Source organism: [Clostridium] fimetarium (assembly GCF_900111235.1).
In the GTDB taxonomy this organism is placed as follows: domain Bacteria; phylum Bacillota; class Clostridia; order Lachnospirales; family Lachnospiraceae; genus Clostridium_N; species Clostridium_N fimetarium.
Window position 1 is genome coordinate 53,147 of record NZ_FOJI01000005.1, and the last position, 16,404, is coordinate 69,550.

Genomic DNA, 16,404 nt, shown 5'->3' on the forward strand with positions numbered 1-16,404 from the left:
TATTTGCAATTTACAGTTTTAATACTGTTTTTTGATAATTTCTATTGAAAGGAGGTGAATAAAATGGCAGAAAGAATTACGGTAACCCCAGAAGAATTAAGAACATCTTCATCAAACTTTACAACAAAATCTGGTCAAATCAGAGAGATCCTTTCATACTTGCGTACAGAAGTTAACAATTTGGAAGCATCATGGAAAGGCGCTGCACAAAGTCAATTTTTTGTAATGTACAGCGAAATGGAATCAACGTTGAATCAATTTCCAGATGTATTAGATGGAATTAGTGGACAACTTACAACTGTTGCAGATACATTAGAAGAAACAGATGAAGCGCTTAAAACAGCCTTACAAGGCTAGTAACATTTTACACATTGGAAAGGTGACTAGGACAAGTTATAAGTCACCTTTTCAAATTATTAAAAATCAATGGAGGATGAAGAATGTCTACATCATCAGTACAAAGAATTGATACTGCCGCATTTGAAGATGCGATTACTAAGATTGACAAAGTTGTTACTTCTTTTGGTACAACGAAAGATTCTATTGTTTTATCAACAGATTCATTATTATCAACATGGACCGGAAAAGGTAAAGATATGTTTGAAAAGGCGTATACATCACTTAAAACGGAGTTAGTAGATGAAGAAGAAAACTTACAGACGATTAGTGAAGATTTAAAAGCAATGAAAGAAAGTTATGACGAATGGGATGCAGCAACCAAAAGCTCTTTTCTGAGTGATTGCTAGGTTGCTATAATTATGAAAATAGGCGGGTGATGAAAAAATGGGCTGGAGCGAATACAATTTACTTTCAAGCTATAAGGAAAAATTATCAGATGGATCAAGTGATGTTTTTTCTGTCAATAAAGAAATTGATAATCTGAATGAACAATTCAATACAGCAGTAAAGGGAAATTACTATGGAGTAAGTGGTAGTGATTTCAGTGCTTATAAAGAAACATCACCCGATAATGATATAAAAATATTGAGTGCAAAAAACTATATACAAAATGAAATGGATGCCATTAAAAGAGATATTGAAGCGGCCGAGGCAGCCAGGAAAGCAGCAGAGGCAAAAGCTACGAAACTAGCAGCCGAGAAAGTAAAAAAAGAAGCAGAGGAAAAAGCTGAACGAGCAGCACAAGAGAAGGACTCCATATAAAATAATGGTCAAAGACCAATGAATGCTGGTCAATGGAGATGAAGATAATAGTTAGTTGGAGGGATGAAAAAGTATGGCACAATTAATAGTAAATTATTCTGCGATTGATACTTTGAAGGGCACAATTACAAGTGCAAATCAATTTTTTGAAAATAGAAAAGAAACAATTGAAACAATTAGAAGCGGAGTTAATAATGTATCAACAAACCGTAGTTATTTAGGTTCTGCGGTAAGCGAATTATATGACAAAAGCAAGTCGTTTTCTGATAAAGAGACTGATTTAAACACATTCAAAGACGAATTAACTACGTTTGCAAGTGATGCAATGGAGGCAGACCAAAGAGTTGCCAATAGAATCACTTCTACTACAAGTAGCTTTTGTTACACAACAGGTATTGGTGTTACAAAAACGGAAGAAAAGTCATGGTGGCAATCCGTTAAGGATGCTGTATCAGATGGAATCGATTCTGTTAAAGATTGGTATCAGGAAAATAAAGATGCTATTTGGGCGGGCGTAAGCTTTGTGGCTAACATTGTATTTTGTGTTCTTGCGGTTGTCGCTTTCATTGCAACGCTACCAGCATCTGGATTTTTTGCGGTTTGTGGGGCAATAGCAGCAGGATTCGCATTAGCAAATGCAGCTGCCGATGTTGTTACTTCAGCGATAGCATATGGTTCTTATGTAAATGGTGATAAAGAAGGTGGAGATGCATGGGCCAAACGAGGGCTGAAAGATGGATTCTTGCTGGTTGGAAGAAAAGCGGATGAACTAACAGGCTTGAATGTATTTGAAACAAGTTTTTCAGTAGTATATACTACATTGAGTATAGTGACTGCTGCTTATGGGGTAGCGAAGTTGGGTCAGGGGTTATTAAAATCATTTAAACTAAATAAACTTGCATGGAAGAATGCCTTTAAATTTAAAGGGAACAAGAATTTAAAATGGGCTAAAAAGATTAACTGGAAAAGCCGCTTTAAAAGTTCAAGTAATTGGAAGGATGCAGGTAAAACTTTGCTTGGAGTTAAAAAGACGCCATATGTTTCATCTAAGGATTATATGAATTTCAAAAAATCCTGGGCAGGAAAATTAGCATTAAAAGTTGATGGAAAAAATACTAGTGTCATTGCACTTTTACAATTTAATCAGACTGGTACAAATGTAAAAGCTGCTTACAAAACGGTAGAAAATATATTTAGTGGAGGAAATTTGTTTGGTGAAGTCGGTGCAATTAAAGCATTTTCTAATCTCACTAAAAGTGTAGGATTAACCAATTGAGAGTTAAGTTTTAATTTGAAAGGATGAGTATATGGAATTGTTAATGTCAAAGGAAAAAAGACTAGTGTATAAAAAGATGCCTTGGATTTTGTTTTTATTAACAGTAGTTATATTACCTGCAATAGCGTGGCCTTTATCATTTAGGCTTACGCCAGAAGCTCAAACATACCCTCTTATTGTAAAAATATTGATGACGGCAGTTATTCTTGTACCTATAGTAATACAAATCCCTTGTCTTTGTATATGTGGAGGATACTTACTCTATTGTTATGGTAGATCAGGAACCCAAACGCTGAATGTCTATGATGATGTGTTTGTATTTTCATATTATTCAGGAGGCGGAGATAATTGTACTACAGATACATACTATATAAAAAATGTTGCTAGCTATACTATAAAAAAACGATCCATTACAATTAAGGGCCAGTTTAAACGGAAACAGTCAGGGAGAAATAGTAGTCAAAGAATTGCACATTGGATTACGATACCAAGAACATTTGAGAATGAAAAAGTATTGATAGACTTTTTTGACAAACACATTCTACTAGAAAAAAATAATAGAAAGTAGGTAAATCAATATAGTGATGAAACTAAAAGAAGAATCAAAAATTGAGTTATTATCATCAAAAATAAAACGGAAAAAGTATATTATGTCTGCGTGGAAATGGTTTTTATTTAGTACCGTTTGTGTTCCATTGCTTGGACTTTTGATGTTTTGGGTGTTGCCTAAAAATTTGTATTATGGAAATGTACTAGGAGGAATTCTTGGTTTGGCCATTTCACAGGGTTTTATAGGATTTTGGATTTTGGGAGGATACGTGCTCTATTGTTATGGTAGATCAGGAACCCAAACATTGAATGTTTTTGATGATGTATTTGTATTTTCATATTATTCAGGAAGCTCAAGTAATTGCACCACAGACACATATTACATAAATAATGTTAATTCATATACTATAAAAAAACGTTCCATTACAATTAAGGGCGAGTTTAAACGAATACAGTCAGGATCAAATAGTAGCCAAAAGGTTGCACATTGGATCACGATACCAAGAACATTTGAGAATGAAGAAGTATTGATAGACTTTTTTGACAAGCACATTGTACAAAAGTAAAAGTAAAATATAAGCTAGAAGATCAGAGGAGATTAACCATATGGAAAAAGAGTTTTCACAAGCTGAAGAATATAATCAACAAGGTCGCTCATTTTATGGATTGGATAAATATAAGGAAGCAATGGATATGTATCAAAAAGCAGAGCGGGAAGATCCAATGTTGATTGATACCTATTTAAATATGGTAGAACTTTATATTATCACAAGTAAACTTAATGATGCGAAAGCAGTATTAGAAAAAGTTTTTATGATTGATAAGAATAATGGTGAGGCTTTGTTTCATTTAGGCAATATTGCATATATGGAAAATGATTTAGAAGCAGCGCGAAGTTACTATACAAAGTCCATGAATAGTGGATATAGCGATCCTATTGTTCTCTATCATCTGGGTTCTTTATATTTGGATATGGGGGATCTAGGCAATGCGCTATTTTATTATGGAAAAACAATTAAAGCCGATCCTTATAATAGCGGCGCTAGATTGCGAAAGATTGAAATATTGATTACTCAGGAAAAGTATGAGGAGGCATTAAGAAGTTCCGATGAACTGATTGAAGTACGTCCTGACACGTTCGAAGGGTATCATTATAAGTTTGTTACATTATTGGGTTTAGATAGAGCAGAGGAAGGTGATAAAGTACTTGAGTATGCAATGGAACTGTTTCCTAAAGATTTAGGATTCGTTTATGATAAGATTAAATATTATGAACACATAGATGATTATGCTTCTGCATTGAACCTTATCGACGAAAGATTCTCCAAAGATAAGGAAGGCTGGAATCCTATCCGGAAGGAAAAGGCAAAGATTTTATTTTCAAATGAGAACTTTGATGAGGCAAAAATCTTATTAAAAGAAATATTGTCAGAAGAATACGATGACGAAATGTGTTATTGCTTAATGCATTTACATATTGGTTATGAAGAGTATAATGAAGTTCTTGAATGCTGTGCGAAGATCATTGAGCATAATAGTGAAAATGAAAATCAAAGTGAATATTATTATTCTGCAGTCTATTACCAAGCAGCTTGTTATAAAAAGATGGGGAATTCAGTTGTTGCACAACAAAAATATGCGGAGGCACAAAAACTATTCAGATTCGCATGCTCTGCACATCATGATAATTTGATTCTATATTTATACAGAGCTTTATGTTATAGAGAGCTAAAAAACTATGACAAGGCTTTTGAAATGATTGAATACATCATCAATATTTCAGATGGAAATCTTTCAGAAGCATTTTATGTGCGTTCACTATTGAATACAGATATCAATGAGGAAATAAAGGCAAAAACTGATATGGACAAGGCACTCAGTATGAATAAAACACTAAAAGAAATCTTAATGTAAGGGGGAAATCACATATGGAAACTTTAAAAGTGGATTTAACGCAATTAAGGCAAACGATAGTGGTGTACGAAACTGCTACGGATGATTTGCAGACCTCATTTAATGAGTTGGAAACAGCAATGAATACGCTAAAGAATTCAGGTTGGAAATCAGGTGCAAGTACAAAATATTTCTCTACGTATGACACATCATGGAAAAACAATATGGAAAGACAACTAAAGATTATAAATCATTTAAAATCTTGTTTGGGTGTAGCTGAGGTAGAATATCAAACACTATATAACCAGGTTAATTCGATTGGGAAAAACTTGTAAAAAAGTCATTTACGGAGGTAATAATGAATAGTTATACATTTGGTAATAAGTTTGTATTTGATAACAAAAAGGTGATGGCAGGAATTCTGTTTAAGTTAATCATGTCTTTTATAGGAATTTTGCTTATAGCTCAGCTTATTATGGATGGATTTTCGGTAATGACAGTATTTATACCCATTTTTATAATTAGCTTATTTATACCCAAGGGAGCACCTACACTCCAAACGGATATTTTGACAAAAGTTTCGATTGAAAATGGAGCATTGACGATATCTTATATGAATTTAGATCGTCATGACAAGTTGGGGATTAGAAATGAATATCATACAATACTTCCTAATCAAATAAAAAAAATTAGATATAATGATAAGTATTCTAAATTGCAGATTGTAAGTAAGGGATCTGTGAAAATAACATATAGCTCAAACGAAGTTATCGAGAAGAATTATCAAGATAGTGATGAAGTGTGTCAAAACATTTTATATTTAACAGACGAGGTAAGAGAACCATTATTACAAATGATAAAGAGTATTTGTGATCATAGTACACAGTTGCAAAAAAGATAATTAGTTCCAGTGCAACTTAAGCGAAAGATGGAGGAAAAATGAATAATTATACATTTAGCAATAAATTTATTATAAAAAACAAGTCGTACAAACATAAGACACGCACAATCGTATTGATTGTATTATTGGTATTATTTATGATTATAACGATTCCACTAATAGGATTTTCCCCAACAAGGATTTACCCATCTCTTCTTCTTATAGGTTTGTTATTGACTAAATTAAAACCTGAATTTATTGTTGAAGCAGCAACAAGAGTTGAATTTGATAATGAAAAATTAACGATATATTATATGAATTTAAACCGTCAGGATAAACTCGGAGTCAGAAATGAGAGTTACATCATATTTCCCAATATGATAAAAGATATTTTTTATGACGACGTGAGATTTCAATTACATATTCTAAGCAAGCCATTGGTTAAGGTTACACCTAAAAAGAAAAATGTGATTGAAAAAGATTATAGAGAATCTAATGAATGGTTTGAGAATACTTTATATTTAACGGATGAGGTTAGGGAATCCATATTACAAATGTTAAATAGTATTTGTAAAATAAAACCTATGCCAGCAGAATATGGATTCAATATATGATATATAAATTTTTCGGGTAAAATGTATCTTTATAAACTTCGGCAGTTCGATTGGTAAACAATTGGAATGCCGGAGTTTTTTAGATTTCCACCTAGGTGTTGTAGAGTAAAAGAACAAAGCATTTATTGTAAGAAATTGTAAAATGTTGAGAGGGATCTTGTCGAAAATTGCAATAAATAAATTGCAATTTTGACATTTAGAAGATATAATTATTATATAACTAAAAAATGTGGTAGATATTTGCATTTAACTTGTTAAATTTTAATAAAAGTAGATTATATAAAATTTGGAGGAAAATGCCTATGGGATTAATAATTGCAATGCTTATTGCGTTATTGAATACATTATTGAATCACACAATGCTTACAAGGAAAAAATCGTTAATCTTTTGCCATGTATTATTTCTAATAAACTCTGTTATCGTAATTATAGCTGTTTTTGTTACTAGACAGTTGATAAATGACATGGCTATATATAAATATATTTTTTGCATTATTATGTTTATGTATATAGTTTATATACATATAATTTTTGAAGAAACTATTTCAAAAAAGATATTTGTTATGATCAGCACTTGGGTGATTTCGGTTATTATTTATAGTGTTTCAATATTGATTGCCAAACTTTACATTGACGTTGAAAGCGTAACTAATTTTATATATGGATTTCGAATTTTAGCACAAATAATATTACTTTGGATTTTAGCGAAGCCTTGGTATCGCGAGAACTATAAAAGAATATTGTTGCTTGTTCAGGATAATACAATAAATTTGATGTCCATATATATGAGCATTGCATTTTTACTGTTACTGAACAATATATCAATTATCGATGTTAGCTTTAGAAATTTTGCAACAGTCTATGACCTATTGCTGTTTATTGTATTTATTATCCTAGGATATGTGATAGTATTTACAGGTATTTCATCTACATCTAAAATGGTGTTACTTCAACAGACAGTAGACATAGCGGAAAAAAAGTCTGAAGAGCATTTGAAAATGGCTAATATTGATTGTCTTACAGGCGTTGCATCCAGATTAAATATACTTAACAAAATAACAGATGCTATTTTGGAGTCGGATAACTCGCAAAAGCTTGCAGTTTTGATGTTAGATATTGATAAATTTAAGTTCGTAAACGATAATTATGGACATAAGGCAGGGGATGAGGTTTTGAAATTCCTAACGGAGAAAATCAACGGATGTCTTAGAGAAACCGACACTATTGGAAGAGTTGGAGGAGATGAATTTGTTATTCTAATAAAGGATATTCATGCTGAGGCAGACATTGAAACGATGATTTGCAAAATCTTTGAGGTATTGAAGACCCCACTTGTTTTTAATCAACAAAATATACAGATTAATGTTAGTGTAGGAATAAGTATATTCCCGGATTTTTCACAAAATTTGGATAGCCTCATTAATCAAGCTGATCGTGCGATGTACGAAGCAAAAAAAACAGTAGGAAGTAGATATTGTCTTTATAGTGATTCTCTTTCAATATGTTCATGATTTGAGATGGGAGAATACGGTTCATAATATGGACTGAAAAGTTGTTGCTTTTTTCATTCAATTAAATATTAAACACGTCAAAAGCGAACGCAGTTCGATATTAGACCGCTTATTTTCTATGTTTCGTAAGAAATATTGTTTTAGAGAATGAGTGGTCTATTTTTGTTTAGAAATAGAAGAATAAACTTGAGAGAAATATATTCATTGAAATATATTTCATTATGAAATAAACGTAACGCAATATATGATAATATATTGCTATATATTTCGCTACGTGATAATATAATATAAAATAAAAGAATAAAAGAATATAAGAATAAAAGAATGAAAAAGTAAGAAAGTAAGAAAGTAAAAAAGTATGAAAGGAAGGATAGTATGAACGAAAATTTTGGTTCACGTCTTAAAACACTTAGGAAGAACGCAAGTTATACTCAAAAAAAATTAGCAGAGCTCATAGGATTAGAACAAACTACGATTGCAAATTACGAGAATGGAAATAGAATACCAAATATAAATAAAATTACAGCTTTAGCTAACTTGTTCAATGTTTCAACGGACTATCTACTTGGAAAAACTGAAACATCTGATACAAATAGAAGTCTATATTCCTATAAAGATTATATAAATAAACTACTTATAGGTGATAAGAAAGCAGCTTATGAAATAGTTCTTTCATTTATTCATAATGGTATGAGCGTTCAAGACTTATATCAAAATATAATTCAAAGATCCTTAATTGAAACTGGAGAGATTTGGGAACAGGGTGTTATAGATATATGGAAAGAGCATATAATTACCGAGATCTCAATGTATATAATGAATAATATTGTTACTAATTATGAAAGAGCTACAAATAAAAACAAAACAATTTTAGCACTCTTACCTGGTGGTGAAATGCATAGTATCGGATTAAGAATGTTTTGTGACATTCTTTGGTTAGAAGGCTGGAATACAATCTTTTTAGGAATAAATTTACCTACTAGTAGTCTTATGAAGGCAATTCAAGAATATAAACCTTATGCAATCACATTATCTGTAACGATGCCTTACCACATTGACCCGACTACTAATTTAATTTCTGCAATTAGTAAGATTGATTCAAAGGAGCGTCCATTAATATTAATTGGGGGATCCGCTTTTAATAATATTAACAGTGCCTGTGAGTTAACTGGCGCTGATTACTACTTTAAAACCATAAATGAAGCCAATTCTAAGCTAGTGGAACTACTATAAAAAGCATTTAAATCTGTAGTTCCTTAAATCTATAATTTTTCAAATCTATAAGTATTTAAATCTATAATACTTAAAATATATAATACTTTAAAGCTAAGACTCTTAATATAGAGAGGAGAACATATGAGAAAATCGATAAAGCAAGTGATCAATGGATCTGATATTTGGGCTTTATTCAATATGGGAGCTCAAGAAGTCTATTCTAATAAGAAGTATTTAAATTCCATTAATGTATTCCCTATAGCAGATGGAGACACAGGAACGAACATGGCAACAACAATGAAGGCTATGGTAGAAAAAGCGCATAGAGAGGTTAGCTTTTCCAAAATGCTCCATGGCATGTCTGTGTCAGGGCTTGCAAATGCTAGAGGCAATTCCGGTATTTTGTTTGCATCTTATATTAAGGGATTGGCTTTAGAGGGAAAACTCTACGAAGTTATAAATATCAAGCAATTTTCAAATATTGCGCATTGTGCTGTAGCGCATTTATATCAAGCCATTGAAAATCCAGTTGAAGGGACAATCATTAGCGTCATTAGAGATTGGGCAAATTTTCTTTTTAATAATAATGAAAAGTATGAAAGCATTCAAGATCTTTTTTTCCAAGCTTATCAGACTGCAAATGAATCGCTACAACATACTACAACTCAGCTAGAAATTTTAAAAGTGAATCACGTCGTGGACTCAGGCGCTGCTGGATTTGTTAAGTTTTTAAATGGAATGAACCATTATTTTGATGGCGGTGATGTTGAAGAAAGTACACCATGGAAGACTGACACTATGAAAGAAATTGATATTTATGACACCAATAAATATCAATTTTGTACTGAAGTATTTTTAGAACGTCCCAATACATCTTCAGATTATTACGATTTTAAATTAGATAATAAAATAAAATCTGAGTTAAGTCCGTATGGAGATTCATTAATTGTATCTTCACAAGACCGAAAAGTACGGGTTCATATTCATACAGATTCACCTGAAATAATTGTAGAAACACTAAAAGAGTATGGCTCTTTACTTGAACAAAAAGTAGATGATATGAAACTTCAAAAGAGCGTAAATTTAAAAAGATTGAGCACGATAGGAATTCTTACAGATTCCATTGCTGATATTCCTGAAGAATTTAAGCTTGATAATCAAATACATACGCTTCCATTAGGGATCTTATTAGATGACACTGTATATTTAGATAAATTAACTATTAAATTGAAACAGCTTTTTAAGGCTATCGATAAGTCAACAACATATCCAACCAGTTCTCAACCAGAGCCCGGAAGAGTTAAAGTCTTTTTAGAAAATCTTTTAGAAATTTATGATTCATTAATATTTATTACTGTTTCTAGTAAGTTAAGCGGTACCTATCAGACGATTAGCCAAGAATTAAAGAAAATAGATCTAAAAGGCAAAAAAGTTACGGTGATTGACAGTCGCCTGAACTCAGGAGCACAAGGACTACTTGTAAAAGCTGCAGCTGATTTTCGCAATAAAGGATACCGCCATGATGATATAGTAAAGGAAATTAAAACACTGATTCCTAAAACAAACATCTATGTCTGTCTGAATACACTGGAATATGCGGTCCGAAGTGGTAGAGTACCAAATACCATTGGAAAAATTGGTAAGATGTTTGGACTCAGACCGATTATGACTTTAGATAAAAATGGGAACGGAGCGGCTTTTGGTATAGGATTTAGTCAGAAAAGCATGACACGAAAAATATTTAAATTGGTAAAGAATATCTTAAAAAGAAAGGGTATTAAAAGCTACAGCATTGTCCATGCAGATAATTCTGCACTTGCTTTCGCGTATAAAAAAGAATTAACAAGGATTATAGGTAAAGAACCAGAATTTATAGCAGAAATCTCCTCAATTATTGCCATACATTCTGGTATGGGGTGTGTTGCAGTAAGTATAATAGAAGAATAAGGGGGTACATAACATGGATGTTGTTTATTTAATGCTAGTTTATTTTATATTGTTTTTTGTAATAGGTACGTTGATAAAAAACAATTCAATTATTGATATCGGTTGGGGAATCGGCTTCGTGCTTGTCGCTTGGTTTATATTGTTACGAGGTTCTAAAATATTACCAACTCAACTTATTATTACCGTTCTCATAACCATTTGGGGATTGCGACTTTTTTACCATATATTAAAACGAAATATCGGAAAACAGGAGGACTTTCGATATGCAACTTGGAGGCAAGAATGGGGGAAGTGGTTATTGCCAAGAGCTTTTTTTCAGATTTATATGCTTCAAGGTATCTTTATGTACCTCATTTCATTATCCGTGATCTTCGTAAGCTATGAAGATAGAGAAGCATATATTCCTATAATGATATTGGGAATTTTGGTTTGGATTATCGGTTTCTATTTTGAAGCGATAGGTGATCATCAGTTAAAGCTATTTATTAGTAAGAAAGAGAACAGAGGCAACATCATGATGACAGGTTTATGGAAATATACGCGTCATCCAAACTATTTTGGTGAAGCAACGATGTGGTGGGGTATCTTTATCTTAGCAATTAGTTCAGGAGCATCAATCTTATCAATTATTAGTCCCTTGACTATAACGTTGCTTCTAGTTTTTGTATCAGGAGTACCAATGCTTGAAAAGTCAATGAAGAAAAAGCCTGGTTACAGCGAGTATGCACGTAAAACAAGTATTTTTCTTCCTTGGTTTCAGGGAAAATAACAATTAAAGAGCCTGATAATGCAGGCAGATGGGAGTTTAGATGAATTCGATATTAACGTTTCAGAATTTCAGAAATTATTTTATTTCACTGGTAGTATTTTTATTAATTGATATGATATGGCTCATATTTATTTCAAGATCGTTATATAGCAAACACTTAGGTTATATAATGGCTCCAAAGGTTAATTTTTTAGCTGCATTTATTTTTTACATGATATTCATTTTAGGTCTTATGGTATTTGTCATAAATCCGGCCTTGATTGCGGAAAGCTGGAAATCAGCTCTTTTTACAGGTATGTTTTTTGGAATTGTAACTTATGCTACCTATGACCTTACTAATCTAGCAACAGTTAAAGATTGGCCCATGATAATTACTGTAGTCGATTTAATATGGGGTACTGTAGTAAGTGGTGTTACAGCATTCATTAGTTATACAATCATAAGGTTTTTTAATTAATCACATGAGCCTACATAGAAGTAAAGGAGTAATCATTATGAAATCAGTTTCTTATCCATCTCTTCGACGTTTTAATATAACTATGGGTTGCTTGCATTTTATTCAAGGTGGTTTTATGTTGTTTGTAGCGTTATACTTTGATAAGGCAAGAAACTTCACACCCTCAATTATCTCAAATTATTTGACTTTTGATGTAACACAAATGCGTTTGGTTACAGTTTCTCAAAAGCTCTTTCCTTTGCCATTTGCATTATTAGTAGCTGCGTTTCTGTTTATATCAGCGATTGCACATCTCATTATTGTTTTACCTAAAACAAATGCAATCTACAATCGTGGATTAGAAAAGGGTATCAATCCCTTTAGATGGTATGAGTATGCTTTAAGTTCTTCTATTATGATCGTTTTAATATCAGTTCTTTTTGGTGTTTATGATATTAGTACTCTAATTTTAATCTTCGCTTTAAACGCATCCATGAATTTGTTCGGTTTGTTGATGGAAAAAATTAATCAATATACAGCTAAAACTTCTTGGAGTCCTTTTGTATTTGGAAGTATAGCAGGAATCGCTCCTTGGATTGTAATACTTCTTAATGCTTTTGGTAATAGTAACCCAGCAAAAGTGCCATGGTTTGTTTATGCAATCATTTCATCCTATTTTATATTCTTTAACTTGTTTCCAATTAATATGATTTTGCAGTATAAAAAAATTGGCAAGTGGAGTTCTTATATCTATGGTGAACGTGTTTATATTATTCTGAGCTTAGTGGCAAAATCTGTTCTCGCCTGGTTAGTATTTTCAGGTATTATGCAGCCCAACTAGATATCAGTTCTATAGTACCCTATTTCTACAGTGGCATTTTGAATGTCTGAAATCCTACAGCTTATGAAAATATTATATTTGAAATATTAGACCCTATAGCTTTGAGATAATACATATTTATTAATAAAAATGAGAACTTTCAGAGAGGAAACTCTTTGGAAGTTTTTTTAGCATGGTATGACTGACCAATCATGCAGAAAAAAGCACAGATTATGCAGAAATTTATTAAAGTAGTTACCTATATGTTAATATAAATGATAAGAACTTCTTAGAAGCATACCCGTATATATAAGTACTGAATGTAACAAACAAGAAGCGAATGTAAAGTATAAAAAAAAGAGGTAGGGGGATAAAATATATGAAATATCTAGAAATAATCGATAGGATGACTTTAGAAGAAAAAGCGTTTATGATGTCCGGAAAAGATACCTGGCAAACTGTTGGGTATAAAAAATATGGAATTCCATCTATGTTTTTATCAGATGGACCGCATGGATTGCGTAAACAGGCTGGAGCATCTGACCATTTGGGATTAAATGAAAGTCTGAAAGCAACCTGCTTTCCAACTGCGGCAACGATTGCAAACAGTTGGAATATAGAATTAGGAGAAGTACTGGGAAAATGCTTAGGAGAAGAAGCTGTTATGCAGGATGTGCAGGTATTACTTGGCCCAGGATTAAATATTAAGCGTAGCCCTTTATGTGGAAGAAACTTTGAGTACTTTAGCGAAGATCCTTATCTGGCAGGCAAGATGGCAGCTGCATATGTAAGAGGAATTCAAAGTCAGGGAGTTGTATCTTGTCCTAAACATTTTGCGGCGAATAGTCAGGAACTGAGAAAAATGTCAAACGATTCAGTAGTAGACGAGCGGACTTTTAGGGAAATCTATACGACTGGTTTTGAAATTGCAGTAAAAGAAGGAAAAGCCAAAGCAATCATGTCAGCATATAATCGAATTAATGGTGTATATGCAAATGAAAATGAACATTTACTCAGGGAGATACTGGTAGATGAATGGGGCTTTCAAGGCTTTGTTGTATCAGACTGGGGTGGTAGTAATGATCACATACTAGGAGTAAAGAATGGTAGTCATTTAGAGATGCCATCTACTGGTGCAGATGGTTCAAAAGCGATTGTTGATAGTGTGAAATCAGGTGTATTACCTGAAAAAATACTAGATGAACGCTTAGATGAACTCTTGAAGATAGTGATGACTACAGATAAAAAAGTATATACTGAGAAATTTGATATCGAAAAGCATCATAAAATAGCAAGAAGAGCAGCAACAGAAAGCATTGTCCTTTTGAAAAATGACGATGATATCTTACCATTAAAGAAGGATCTTAGCACATGTATTATCGGAGACTTTGCGAAATTACCTCGATTTCAGGGAGCAGGCTCATCGGTAGTAAATCCAACAAAATTAGACATTACATTGGATGTGATTTCTGACTATGAGATTAATTATATAGGTTTTGAAAAAGGATATGAAAGAACAGGTGGAAGTAATCAGACATTAGTTCAAGATGCAGTTGATCTGGCAAAACGTACACAGCAAGTAATTTTATATCTTGGGTTGGATGAGATTAGTGAGTCAGAAGGTTTGGACCGCATTCATATGAAGATGCCTCAAAATCAAATAGATTTGCTAGATGCCGTTTTTGAAGTGAATAAAAATATTATTGTAGTGATATCAGCGGGTTCTGTAGTGGAAATGCCATGGCTCGATAAAGTAAAAGCTGTAATACATGGTTATCTTGGGGGACAGGCTGGCGCAACGGCTATGTTAGATGTGCTGACAGGAATTGCATTCCCAAGTGGAAAACTAAATGAAACATATCCAGTGCGGTATGAGGATACTCCTGCCTATCATTATTATCCAGGTAAAGAGAAAAGTAGCGAATATCGTGAAGGCTTGTATGTGGGGTATCGCTATTATGAGACAGCAGGTATTCCAGTGTTATTTCCATTTGGATATGGCATGAGCTATACAACCTTTGTATACACAGATTTGCAAGCAAATGAAAAAGAAGTTACATTCACACTAAGGAATAGCGGAACAGCTGATGGAGCAGAAATAGCCCAGGTATATGTTGGTACTAGGTCTGAACAGATTTATCGTCCAGTAAAGGAATTGAAGGGATTTATAAAAGTATTTTTGAAGGCTGGTGAGAGTCAAGCAGTCAGCGTTCAATTTGATGATAAGGCATTCCGTTACTATGACGTAAAAACAGGCAAATGGGAAGTGGAAAGTGGTATCTATCATATTATGGTTGGTGCTAGCGTACAGGACATCCGATTAAAAGCAGAGGTGTCTATCAAAGGTACAAAAGATTACGATAGACAAGAACCCTATTCCAATTATAAAACCGGTAATTATTATAGCGCAAATATCAGGGACATTTCTAAATCTGAATATGAGGAAATACTAGGACATTCCATTCCAGACGGGAATTGGAATAAAGATGGGTTATTAGATATAAATGATGCACTCTGTCAGATGTATTATGCAAAGAATCCTGTAGCAAGACTGGCTTATAGAATTATAACAAATATGAAGAACAAAAGTGAAGCAAAAGGTAAGCCCAATCTGAACATATTATTTATCTATAACATGCCATTTAGAGGTATTGCTAAGATGACAGGTGGAGCTTTGAGTATGGATATGGCAAAAGCTATTCTTTTCATGGTAAATGGACATTTCTTCCGAGGATTGAAAAGATTGATCAAGGGTTTTACTGTCAACAGAAAGGTAATAAAAGAACATGGAAAAAGTAAATAATTGGACAAAAAAACATCCGCAATTATGGGAATTTATCAAGTTTAATGTACTTTCCAATATTGCAACAATTACAAACTTCATAGTGTTATTTATTACTACAGCATTTATATTTAGAGCGCTGGTGAATACGCCATGCCTTTTCCTAAGACTGGGATTTATCAGTGAAGATGCATTTCTCTTCCGTTATCCGGCAGCACCGGCAGGGACTGGTCTGTGCGGATTCTTAGGTTTTCTATGTGCTTATGTATGTGCGCAGATTATAAATTATATCGTTCAGCGCAAGTTGGTATTTGGTGCGACTGTAGATATTAAGAAGACAATTGGCTGGTATATTGCCACAGTAGCTTTTGCGGGTTTGGTCTGTCAGGTGTGGTCAGGATATGGCACTGAGTTTTTGATGTCCAACTTTGGTATGGGCGAGAGTATGGCGTCCCTAATTACAAATATGGTGAACATCCTTATTCAGGTAGTAATTAATTATCCAATGATGAAGTTTGTCGTTATGAAAAAGGATACTAAGTAAGATATTA

The 16,404-nt window shown here is 33.0% G+C and carries 18 protein-coding genes; all 18 read left to right on the plus strand.

The genetic code is table 11. The features are described from left to right. The first annotated feature begins 63 nt into the window (after positions 1 to 63). The 18 genes from BMY18_RS07680 to BMY18_RS07765 all read left to right on the plus strand — a co-directional run bounded on the left by BMY18_RS07680 (position 64) and on the right by BMY18_RS07765 (position 16,397). The gene (locus BMY18_RS07680) at positions 64 to 357 is read left to right on the plus strand and encodes a WXG100 family type VII secretion target (protein ID WP_092452361.1); all 294 of its coding nucleotides are present in this window, start codon (positions 64 to 66) and stop codon (positions 355 to 357) included. 83 nt (positions 358 to 440) lie between these two features. Beyond that, a complete protein-coding gene (locus BMY18_RS07685; RefSeq protein WP_092452364.1) occupies positions 441 to 746 on the plus strand; it encodes a WXG100 family type VII secretion target in 306 nt (101 codons plus the stop codon). Positions 747 to 783: 37 nt separating this feature from the next. Then, on the plus strand, positions 784 to 1,161 hold the full coding sequence (locus BMY18_RS07690) for a hypothetical protein (RefSeq protein ID WP_092452368.1): 378 nt from the start codon (positions 784 to 786) through the stop codon (positions 1,159 to 1,161). Between the two features lie 73 nt (positions 1,162 to 1,234). Further along, a complete protein-coding gene (locus BMY18_RS07695) occupies positions 1,235 to 2,437 on the plus strand; it encodes a hypothetical protein (protein ID WP_092452373.1) in 1,203 nt (400 codons plus the stop codon). Between the two features lie 31 nt (positions 2,438 to 2,468). After that, entirely contained in the window at positions 2,469 to 3,005 is a 537-nt protein-coding gene (locus BMY18_RS07700; protein WP_092452376.1) for a hypothetical protein, read from the plus strand. Positions 3,006 to 3,018: 13 nt separating this feature from the next. After that, positions 3,019 to 3,552, plus strand: a complete 534-nt coding sequence (locus BMY18_RS07705) for a hypothetical protein (protein ID WP_092452379.1) — start codon at positions 3,019 to 3,021, stop codon at positions 3,550 to 3,552. Positions 3,553 to 3,592: 40 nt separating this feature from the next. After that, positions 3,593 to 4,900, plus strand: coding sequence for a tetratricopeptide repeat protein (locus BMY18_RS07710; RefSeq protein ID WP_092452383.1), 1,308 nt, complete (start codon positions 3,593 to 3,595; stop codon positions 4,898 to 4,900). Between the two features lie 14 nt (positions 4,901 to 4,914). Further along, positions 4,915 to 5,214 carry a WXG100 family type VII secretion target gene (locus BMY18_RS07715; RefSeq protein WP_092452387.1) on the plus strand — a complete coding sequence of 100 codons (300 nt, stop codon included), beginning with the start codon at positions 4,915 to 4,917 and terminating at the stop codon, positions 5,212 to 5,214. A 23-nt stretch (positions 5,215 to 5,237) separates the two neighbouring features. After that, complete coding sequence (locus BMY18_RS07720; protein WP_092452390.1) at positions 5,238 to 5,780, plus strand: hypothetical protein; 543 nt, start codon at positions 5,238 to 5,240, stop codon at positions 5,778 to 5,780. 38 nt (positions 5,781 to 5,818) lie between these two features. Beyond that, positions 5,819 to 6,373 carry a hypothetical protein gene (locus BMY18_RS07725; protein ID WP_092452393.1) on the plus strand — a complete coding sequence of 185 codons (555 nt, stop codon included), beginning with the start codon at positions 5,819 to 5,821 and terminating at the stop codon, positions 6,371 to 6,373. A gap of 302 nt (positions 6,374 to 6,675) precedes the next feature. Next, positions 6,676 to 7,884 (plus strand): GGDEF domain-containing protein, encoded by a 1,209-nt coding sequence (locus tag BMY18_RS07730; protein ID WP_170841344.1) that lies wholly within the window; start codon positions 6,676 to 6,678, stop codon positions 7,882 to 7,884. Between the two features lie 375 nt (positions 7,885 to 8,259). Further along, positions 8,260 to 9,117 (plus strand): helix-turn-helix domain-containing protein, encoded by an 858-nt coding sequence (locus tag BMY18_RS07735; RefSeq protein WP_092452399.1) that lies wholly within the window; start codon positions 8,260 to 8,262, stop codon positions 9,115 to 9,117. Between the two features lie 123 nt (positions 9,118 to 9,240). Further along, positions 9,241 to 11,046, plus strand: a complete 1,806-nt coding sequence (locus tag BMY18_RS07740; RefSeq protein WP_092452401.1) for a DegV family protein — start codon at positions 9,241 to 9,243, stop codon at positions 11,044 to 11,046. Positions 11,047 to 11,059: 13 nt separating this feature from the next. After that, the gene (locus BMY18_RS07745) at positions 11,060 to 11,815 is read left to right on the plus strand and encodes a DUF1295 domain-containing protein (protein WP_092452404.1); all 756 of its coding nucleotides are present in this window, start codon (positions 11,060 to 11,062) and stop codon (positions 11,813 to 11,815) included. A gap of 40 nt (positions 11,816 to 11,855) precedes the next feature. After that, positions 11,856 to 12,272, plus strand: a complete 417-nt coding sequence (locus BMY18_RS07750) for a DUF2177 family protein (protein WP_092452407.1) — start codon at positions 11,856 to 11,858, stop codon at positions 12,270 to 12,272. Positions 12,273 to 12,309: 37 nt separating this feature from the next. After that, entirely contained in the window at positions 12,310 to 13,092 is a 783-nt protein-coding gene (gene heR / locus BMY18_RS07755; RefSeq protein WP_092452410.1) for a heliorhodopsin HeR, read from the plus strand. 358 nt (positions 13,093 to 13,450) lie between these two features. Then, positions 13,451 to 15,874, plus strand: a complete 2,424-nt coding sequence (locus tag BMY18_RS07760; RefSeq protein WP_092452412.1) for a glycoside hydrolase family 3 C-terminal domain-containing protein — start codon at positions 13,451 to 13,453, stop codon at positions 15,872 to 15,874. Next, positions 15,858 to 16,397, plus strand: coding sequence for a hypothetical protein (locus BMY18_RS07765; RefSeq protein ID WP_092452415.1), 540 nt, complete (start codon positions 15,858 to 15,860; stop codon positions 16,395 to 16,397). Before BMY18_RS07760 ends, BMY18_RS07765 begins: the two co-directional genes overlap by 17 nt. Positions 16,398 to 16,404: the final 7 nt, after the last annotated feature.